General features: G+C 65.9%; 10 protein-coding genes and 1 pseudogene. 5 read left to right on the top strand and 6 right to left on the bottom strand.

The genetic code is table 11. The features are described from left to right. The 3 genes from RWR81_RS11055 to RWR81_RS11045 form a co-directional block, all read left to right on the top strand. Positions 1–1,806: ribonucleoside triphosphate reductase (locus RWR81_RS11055; protein ID WP_314457749.1), on the top strand; the 1,806-nt coding region annotated here is incomplete at its 5' end. Between the two features lie 176 nt (positions 1,807–1,982). After that, the gene (locus tag RWR81_RS11050; protein WP_399498431.1) at positions 1,983–2,693 is read left to right on the top strand and encodes an anaerobic ribonucleoside-triphosphate reductase activating protein; all 711 of its coding nucleotides are present in this window, start codon (positions 1,983–1,985) and stop codon (positions 2,691–2,693) included. A gap of 184 nt (positions 2,694–2,877) precedes the next feature. Further along, positions 2,878–3,021 carry a hypothetical protein gene (locus RWR81_RS11045; protein WP_314457745.1) on the top strand — a complete coding sequence of 48 codons (144 nt, stop codon included), beginning with the start codon at positions 2,878–2,880 and terminating at the stop codon, positions 3,019–3,021. Here RWR81_RS11045 and RWR81_RS11040 read toward each other — a convergent pair. Next, positions 3,006–3,644: a malonic semialdehyde reductase gene (locus tag RWR81_RS11040; protein WP_314457743.1), complete on the bottom strand. Its 639-nt coding sequence runs from the start codon at positions 3,642–3,644 to the stop codon at positions 3,006–3,008. The genes RWR81_RS11045 and RWR81_RS11040 overlap by 16 nt on opposite strands. A 415-nt stretch (positions 3,645–4,059) precedes the next feature. Between RWR81_RS11040 and RWR81_RS11035 the strand changes: the two genes are divergently transcribed. Then, positions 4,060–5,076, top strand: a complete 1,017-nt coding sequence (locus RWR81_RS11035) for a glycoside hydrolase family 16 protein (RefSeq protein ID WP_314457742.1) — start codon at positions 4,060–4,062, stop codon at positions 5,074–5,076. 171 nt (positions 5,077–5,247) lie between these two features. On the opposite strand, the gene RWR81_RS11030 is transcribed toward RWR81_RS11035, so the two are convergent. From RWR81_RS11030 to RWR81_RS11015, 4 genes are all read right to left on the bottom strand, one after another. Further along, a complete protein-coding gene (locus RWR81_RS11030) occupies positions 5,248–5,613 on the bottom strand; it encodes a DUF2185 domain-containing protein (protein ID WP_314457740.1) in 366 nt (121 codons plus the stop codon). A gap of 212 nt (positions 5,614–5,825) precedes the next feature. Continuing rightward, positions 5,826–6,533, bottom strand: a complete 708-nt coding sequence (locus tag RWR81_RS11025; RefSeq protein WP_314457738.1) for a hypothetical protein — start codon at positions 6,531–6,533, stop codon at positions 5,826–5,828. Then, positions 6,530–6,856 (bottom strand): metalloregulator ArsR/SmtB family transcription factor, encoded by a 327-nt coding sequence (locus tag RWR81_RS11020; protein WP_314457736.1) that lies wholly within the window; start codon positions 6,854–6,856, stop codon positions 6,530–6,532. Before RWR81_RS11020 ends, RWR81_RS11025 begins: the two co-directional genes overlap by 4 nt. A gap of 81 nt (positions 6,857–6,937) precedes the next feature. Further along, positions 6,938–7,081, bottom strand: a complete 144-nt coding sequence (locus RWR81_RS11015; protein WP_314457726.1) for a hypothetical protein — start codon at positions 7,079–7,081, stop codon at positions 6,938–6,940. 456 nt (positions 7,082–7,537) lie between these two features. On the opposite strand from RWR81_RS11015, the gene RWR81_RS11010 reads away from it, so the two are divergent. Continuing rightward, positions 7,538–8,086 carry an excalibur calcium-binding domain-containing protein gene (locus tag RWR81_RS11010; protein WP_314457721.1) on the top strand — a complete coding sequence of 183 codons (549 nt, stop codon included), beginning with the start codon at positions 7,538–7,540 and terminating at the stop codon, positions 8,084–8,086. Positions 8,087–8,209: 123 nt separating this feature from the next. Here RWR81_RS11010 and RWR81_RS13690 read toward each other — a convergent pair. After that, positions 8,210–8,321, bottom strand: a pseudogene (locus RWR81_RS13690) (N-acetylmuramoyl-L-alanine amidase family protein); the annotation flags it as partial.

Here is an 8,321-nt window from a genome sequence, read left to right as displayed (position 1 = left end):
GACCGCTCCGACTGGCGCGTCAACGCCAACGCCAACCAGGGCTACTCGCTGGGCGGGATGATGCTCAACACCTCCGGCAAGGTCGTCGCCAACTACTGGCTCAGCCAGGTCTACCCGGCCGTCGCCGGCCAGGCCCACCGCGACGCGGACCTCCACATTCACGATCTGGACATGTTCGCCGGCTACTGCGCCGGCTGGTCCCTCAAGGACCTCCTCCAGCAGGGCTTCAACGGCGTCCCCGGCGCCATCGCCGCCGGCCCCGCCAAGCACTTCTCCTCCGCCGTCGGGCAGATCGTCAACTTCCTGGGCACCCTCCAGAACGAGTGGGCCGGCGCCCAGGCCTTCTCCTCCTTCGACACCTACATGGCGCCCTTCGTCCGCCTGGACGACATGACCTACGAGCAGGTCAAGCAGTGCATGCAGGAGCTCATCTTCAACCTCAACGTCCCCTCGCGCTGGGGCACCCAGACGCCCTTCACCAACCTCACCTTCGACTGGACCTGCCCCGCGGACCTGGCCGACGAGCACCCCCTCATCGGCGACGACGTCTGCGACTTCGCCTACGGCGACCTCCAGGCGGAGATGGACCTCATCAACCGCGCCTTCATGGAGGTCATGACCGAGGGCGACGCCGAGGGCCGGGTCTTCACCTTCCCCATCCCCACCTACAACATCACCCGCGACTTCGACTGGGACGCCCCCAACACCGAGCTCCTGTTCACCATGACCGCGAAGTACGGCCTGCCCTACTTCCAGAACTTCATCAACTCCGAGCTCGACCCCGGCATGATCCGCTCCATGTGCTGCCGCCTCCAACTCGACCTGCGCGAGCTGCTCAAGCGCGGTAACGGCCTGTTCGGATCGGCCGAGCAGACCGGGTCGGTCGGCGTCGTCACCATCAACATGGCCCGGCTCGGTTACCTCTACGCCGACGACGAGGCCGCCCTGACCGCCCGGCTCGACGAGCTCCTCGAGATCGGCCGAGACACCCTCGAGCTCAAGCGCACCGTCATCCAGCACCACATCGACGCCGGCCTGTTCCCCTTCACCAAGCGGTACCTGGGTACCCTGGACAACCACTTCTCGACCCTGGGCGTCAACGGCATGAACGAGATGGTCCGTAACCTCACCCACGACGCTTACGACCTGACCGACCCGCGCGGCCACGCCATGTGCGTGCGCCTCCTGGACCACGTGCGGGACAAGATGGTCGAGTTCCAGGAGGCCACCGGCCACCTCTACAACCTCGAGGCCACCCCGGCCGAGGGCACCACCTACCGCTTCGCCAAGGAGGACCGCAAGCGCTACCCCGGCATCCTCCAGGCCGGTACGGAGACCAACCCCTACTACACGAACTCCTCCCAGGTCCCGGTGGGCTACACCGACGACCCCTTCGAGGCCCAGGAGATGCAGGAGGAGCTCCAGACCAAGTACACCGGCGGTACCGTCCTGCACCTGTACATGAACGAGCGGATCTCCTCGGCCGCGGCCTGCAAGGAGCTGGTGCGCCGCTCCCTGACCGCCTTCCGCACGCCCTACATCACCATCACGCCGACCTTCTCCATCTGCCCGGTCCACGGGTACCTCGTGGGCGAGCACCTCACCTGCGACAAGTGCGCCGAGCTCCACCCGGAGGCAGAGCCGGTCGAGTGCGAGGTGTGGACGCGCGTCATGGGCTACTTCCGCCCGGTGCGCTCCTTCAACATCGGCAAGAAGGGCGAGTACATGGAGCGGCAGATGTTCACCGAGGTCGCCGCCGGCGGCCACGGCCCGGCCGTCTCGCGCCTGAGCGCGGTCAGCGCCTGAGGATCCGCTGGGACCGCTGGGCGCCGTCGGATGATCCAGCGACGGCGCCCGACGCCCCGGTGCCATGACGACAAGACGCGAGAGGAGCAGCCGTGACCTCCCTGCCGAGAGGCTCGCAGGCCTCCCCACCCGTTCCGGCGGCGGGGGAGAGCCCCGACCACCGTCCGGCTGACGACCTGGTGATCGCCGGGCTCGTCCCCATGAGCACGGTCGACTGGCCCGACCACCTGGCCGCGACCGTCTTCCTGCAGGGCTGCCCCTGGAACTGCTTCTACTGCCACAACCAGGCCCTCATCCCCGTTCGTACGCCCGGCCAGGTGGCGTGGGAGGAGGTACGCGCCCTGCTGCGCCGTCGGAGGGGGCTGCTCGACGGCGTCGTCCTCACCGGCGGTGAGGCGCTGCGCCAGGATGCCCTGGCCGACGCCGCCCGAGAGGTCATCGACATGGGATTCCAGGTGGGGCTGCACACGGCCGGCCCCTACCCGCGGCGGTTGCGGGACATGATCGCAGCCGGGCTCGTCGACTGGGTAGGCCTGGATATCAAGGCCCTGCCCGAGCACTACGGGCAGGTGGTCGGCCGGGCGAACGCGGCCGCGAAGGCCTGGGAGAGCCTGAAGGTTCTTATCGAGGCGGCCGGTCGCGATGGACCGGAGTTCGAGGTCCGCACCACCGTGGTGCCCGGGGACGTGACGGCTGACGACGCCGTCGAGGTGGCCCGGCGGGTGCACGCTGCGGGGGCTCGGGTCTACGCCCTCCAGCAGGCTCGCTCCGAGGGGACGACCGGTGAGTTCGACGTCGTGGCGCCCGACTGGGACGGGATGTGCGAGCACATGGCCGAGCGGATCGAGGCCCTGGGCTGGGACCGCTTCACCTACCGCCCGGCATAGAGCGCCACTGTGGAGACGTGGAAGCGGATCTCCCGGTAGAAGGGCCGCACGACGATGACACCGCTGCAGGCCCCATCCCGGCGCTCGGTCGTTCTACCGCGGTATCATCGACGATTCTCCCGTTCGGTGGGCCCGACGCTTTGACGGGTAGGAGTTCGACGCTCGGGAGGCCGAGGGGCTGGCAGTGGCCGACTACACCATCGGCACGGACTTCGAGGTCGAGTCCAGCGGTGTGCGTGTGACGGTGACCCGCCTCGACACCTCAGCGGCGCTGCTGGCGAGCACGGCTTGGGCATGGCCGACCCGCCGGGCTCATAGCACCCGATAGACCTCCTCGAAGGGCAGGCGCAGGTTGCGGTCCTGGTAGGCGTCCGGTCCCGGGTGACCGACGTTGATGACCAGTAGCACCTCCACGTCCTGGCCGGTGAAGAACTCGGCCGCCAGTGCCTCGGCGTTGTCGCCGTTCATGGGCCCGGCCGCCAGCCCGACGGCGCGAATCGCCTGGATGATGTAGGCCGCCTGTATCAGTGCCGAGGTGCGTGCCCACTGCGCCCGCATGTCCGGTCCGCCCTCCTCCAGCAGCTGCTGGTAGTGCTCGGCGCGTGGGTGCAGTCGTGGCAGGGGCTCGGTGAAGGACCGGTCGGCTGCGCAGACGAGCGTCAACGGCGCCCCCACCGCCTGCTCGCGATTGCCGGGAGGAAGGCAGGGCAGCAGTCGCTCCCGAGCGGCCGGTGACCGGACGGCCGCCGCCCGCAACGGCTGGGCGTTGACCGCCGTCGGCGCCCACTTGGCCAGCTCGTGGATCGCCCGCAGCTGGGCATCAGTCACCGGCTCGTCAGCGAAGGTGTAGGCGGTGCGGGCCCCGCCGAACAGCAGCGAGGCGTCGGACTCGGTCAGGATGGACTCACCGGGCACAGGGCCCGGAACCGGAACGGGAGAGACGGCTTGCATGCCTCGATTGAAGCACGTGTCGTCTTCCCCTTGCAGGCCGGGGGAGAGTCATTGCGGGATGGAAGGAGGAGTGGAAGGGCGTTGAGGCTAGGAGAGTCTGGAGGTGCTCATTGAGGCCGCCTGCCTTGGTGGGCCGGACTTCGAGGCGGCTCTGCGGCGGCCCGGGCCTGCGCCCTCCAGTAAGCACGTTGACTGACCGCCCGGCGTAGGCTGGTGAGAATTGGGATCTGACTCAGCGTGAATTATCACGTCAATTTTTCCGGAATTGACCAGATCGTGAGGCTCGTTACACAACTGATGGTTTAATTCTCTGACCGTTGAGGGATTTTGTGGGGTTCGTCGTCGATGAGCCTTCAGAGTTGTTCGCTTCGTAATCGTCTGATTAGGCTGACTGGCACGTTGGAAGGAGACGACTTTGAAACCTAAACGAGCAACCCAGCTCCTCATGACTGCGGGGCTCGCCGTTGCTACGGCCACCGCCTGCCTGCCGATCCATCCCCAAGGCGGAGACCCGGAGGCGGCCGCGCCGGCGACTTCTGCCAGCACCGAGCAGGCGTCCCCGAGCAGCTCCGCCAGCGCTGGCGCATTGGAAGCTCAGGCGTCTGCGCCGATGACCTCATCGCCGAGCGTGGAGCAGGTGACTGCTTCCAGTCAGTCGGATGACGCGGCTTCCAGCTCCTCACCCGATAGCGGGTCGGTGACGCCCTCCCAGCCCTCCGGGGGCTCGGGCCAGGGGCGGTCCGACGCCGAGATCAACGGTTGGAACATCGACTACTTCGAGGGCTTCGACGCCTCTCTCGAGGAGCGGGGCTGGGAGCATTACGGTTGGGGTGAGCCCGAGGTCGGGCACGGCGCCATGGGTGTGATGTCGCAGAAGAACTCCTTCGTTCAAAACGGTGAGTTGATCGTCCGTACCCAGCACCAGGACGGGCAGTGGAGCTCAGGCGGCACCTCGAGCTCAGGTGTTTTCGCGGCCTCGCGCGGCCGCTGGGAGGTTCGCGCCAAGTTCCCCGAGGCCAAGGGGCTTGGTTACGTGATGCTGCTGTGGCCCGAGGATCAGGGCTGGCCGCCCGAGATCGACTTCGCTGAGGGACGGGTCAATGGCCCCCGGGTGGAGGGCACCTATCACTGGGACCCCGACAACAAGCAGGAGCACCAGTCCTTCGACAACGAGGACATGAGCGGCTGGCACACCTACGGGGTGATCGTGGAGGATAACCGCATCATCTTCACCTTCGACGGCCAGGAGTGGGGCCGGATCGACCGGAGCATCTCCGACAAGCGGATGTTCTTCGGTGTTCAGACCGGGGCCATGGACCCCAACGGCGAGGCGAGCAGGTATGAGACTGTCGACAGCGGTGTTCCTGGGCCGCTCACCCCGCAGGTCGCCGACATCCAGATCGACTACGTCGCCCACTACACCAAGAGCTAGGGGCTGACGCGGGAACGAGGCGCTGCGCGTCCGACATGGAGGTCGGGCGCGCAGCGCCTCGTCGGTTCCGGCCCCATTGAAGCCGGTTGGGCCGGAGCGCGACGAAGGAGCCGTATGTGTCGAAACCGCCTCCGCCCGGCCGGCCTCGGTACGGGGGTCAGCTGCGACCCGTCACTGTGCGCGCCAGGCCGGGGGGATGTAGAGATTCTCCCGCGGGATCTCCCGGCCCGTGGGGGTGTCGACGATCCGGATGCCCAGCTCGTCGCGCACGATCTGCAGGTCGGAGCCGACGGGCATGTCCCAGATGCCGATAAGGGCGGGCTCGATCGAGCACAGGTCGTTGAAACTCACTACCTGCCAGTTCGACGGGTCGTTGAGATAGTCGGAGGTGTCGATGTGGCTCATGATCTGCCAGCCGTTGTCTGCCGGGTGATGAGACTCGCCTCGCACCATCCATCTGACGACGCCCTTTTCCTCAATGACGTTACGGGTGGCGATGCAGGCCCCTGCCCCGGGGATGAACTCTATGCTCTCCAAGGCATCTGATCCTTTCCGTATTGAGCTGAACTGCTCGGCATGGCTCTCAACTGGCTGCACCAGTTTGCTTGAGACTTGGATGAATTCAGGATACACGGCGGGCCGGCTGGCGATAAACCGTCGGTTGTGGATAGAGGTGTCCATTTGGCAGACGCTCGGGATGAGCCCGGCAGATGCGCCGACCTGCTCCGGGGTGGGAGCGGATTTGCGGCTCACGGGTGCCGGTGCTTCAGGCCGTGGAGGCGATTGGCCTTGACCAGGCAGATGACCAGGAAGACTACGCTGATGGCAACCATCCCGCCGCACCCGATCGCCAGAGCTCGCCAGGGGCTGGTGGCGGCGACCGCGATCGTGGCCAGGCCGACGCCGGCTAGAGCAATCCCCACGCTGCGGCTCAGCGATCGCTGGGCGACGACGAAGGCTTCGATCCAGGCGTTGTTCGTCTCGACGTCGGTCTGCGCGATGGGGAAGTAGACGCCCAGAAGGACGAACAGGGCGCCCAGGCTCATCGCCATCAGCTTGACGGCGGGGATACCGGCAGCCGTGTGAAGATCGACGATGAAGACGTGCGCGGTGCACATCACCAGGCCGAGTCCGGCCTGCACTGCGGTGAGGACTCGTGCGGCGCTACGGTCGTAGCGGGGCAACGGTATGCCGGTGAGGGAGGAGAACTTCTGGTGCACCCAGGGGCTGATCGTCAGCAGTGATGAGGTGAGTGCAAGAGTCCCTGGCATGGCCGCCGCGCTGAAGCCGCGCGAGACGATGCTCGCGCCGTGGTTGCCGCCGGCCTCACGGGTGACAATCGTGGGCGCCATCTGCGACCAGTGCACGGCGCTCCAGATGATCATGAAGGTCAGGGCGATCGCCGCGGCGACGACGACCCCAACAGGAAAACGAGTCGGGCGGCTCTTGGTTGTCATGGTTGTCTCCTTTCCTGAGTGAGAGGGGTGACGGGGGCGGATGCTTTGAGCGTGCCGCCCAGGGATGCGAGCAGCAGCATGGCCTCGTCGATGAGGGTGAGGTTGACGCGGTACTGGATCTCGGTGCCGCGGCGCCGAGTGTCGACCAGCTCGGCCTCGCGCAGCGTGCGCAGGTGGCCGGACAGGGTCGATCCCGAGACGCCGACGGCGTCGGCGATCTCACCGACCTTCACGTAGTCGCGGTCGCGCAGGTAGGCCAGGACCGCCCGCCGTGTGGGGTGTCCCAGAGCGGTGAAGACTCCTGATTCGGTATTTCGCGACATAGCGAAATAGTACTTCGGGTGTCGCGGGTCCGCATGTCGAGCGGGCGGGACGGGGTTGGGATGGCGTGTGGCTCAGGCGGATCAGAGCAGTGATGACCAGGAGATCGTCGAAGCCGTGTCGTTGACCGGGGCGAGGAGGGAAGGGCGGAGAGTACTGGGCAGCGGCGGGGCGTTCGCCTCCTTGGTGGCCTTGTTGGCCAGGGCTGTCGTGAAGGAGTTGCTCATGCGGCTCATGATGAGCGCGATCCGCACCTTGCTCGGCGCAGTTCGTGCAGGTGCCGAGCATGACGCCGGCAAGGACACGGCTGCGCAGGACGGCCGGAACATGATGAGGCCTTTTGATGGCCCTTCTGGAGGCTCGCGTCGATGCAACTGCATTGTGTGGTCTGTGAATTGTTGCTGCCCCTGGGTAGGAGTGTTCTCGATGCGTGATGTCCGCTTGTGTTATGTGACGTGGAATGGTGTGGATTGAGTGGGGCTGGGTTGATTGCTCAGGGGTTTCATGAAGTGGTGTGCTCGTGCCAAGAGGGACGGCATCAGGAAGGATGATTTTAGTGGCGGAGAAAATGGGTGGGTTGCAGTGCGGTTGCTCTTGTGGCTCTGCAGGTTTTTACCTTCACTGAGGTGCTTCAATTCTCTTGATCAGTATCCTCTCTTTTTCTCTCCCGACTTGAGGTTCCGGTGAACAATTACTCTCCGTCTCCCGTATCGCCAGTATTCTCCTATCCTGGGCCTGGCCAGACCTCTCGCCCGACGGCGAGGCGCCAGGGGCTCTTGAGGAAATCCGTTCCCTTTGTCGCGACGTTTGTCCTCGGGGTTGGGGTCGGTGCTTCCGGCTCTTCGGGCAGTGGCACATCGTCTCAACCGGTGCCGACATCTGCACCTACTGTGGTTTACTCGCCGACTCCCGTACCCACGGTCGTCTACAGACCGTCGCCCGTGCCGACGGTCGTGTATTCGCCGTCTCCGGAGTTGGCGACAGAGGCTCCCGCGGCACCGCCATCACCTGTCCCCGCTGTTCCGGAGGCGAGTGAGGAGAATTCTGAGGGTGGTGCCTCGTCCGGTGCGGGGGAGGCACCTGCTCAGCCGGACTCTGGCTCGGGCAGTGCCTACTACCGCAACTGCAAGGCGGCCCGCGATGCCGGTGCCGCGCCGCTTTATCGGGGACAGCCCGGTTACCGTTCCAAACTCGACGCCGATGGTGACGGCATCGCCTGTGAGTGGAAGTAGAGATTCTGGGCGACTGAGTGTCAGCAGAACGCAGTGGGGGTCCCAAGCAGATGATTCTGCTTGGGACCCCCGTATTCTCCTGTGATCGTTCCTCAGGTTAGATCACGCCGTCGTCCTCCGGTCTCACCGGATGAGTACGCCGCTGCTGTGGAAGTAGAACTGACCGCCGTCGATCGTTACCCAGCCGGTGGCCATGGCGCCATTGGCGTTGAGGTAGTACCAGGCGCCGTCGACC

Origin of the sequence: uncultured Actinomyces sp., assembly GCF_963526355.1 — a bacterium.
Taxonomy (GTDB): domain Bacteria; phylum Actinomycetota; class Actinomycetes; order Actinomycetales; family Actinomycetaceae; genus Actinomyces.
Note: the sequence above shows the minus strand (reverse complement) of the source record. Positions and strands in the feature narration are given on the sequence as shown.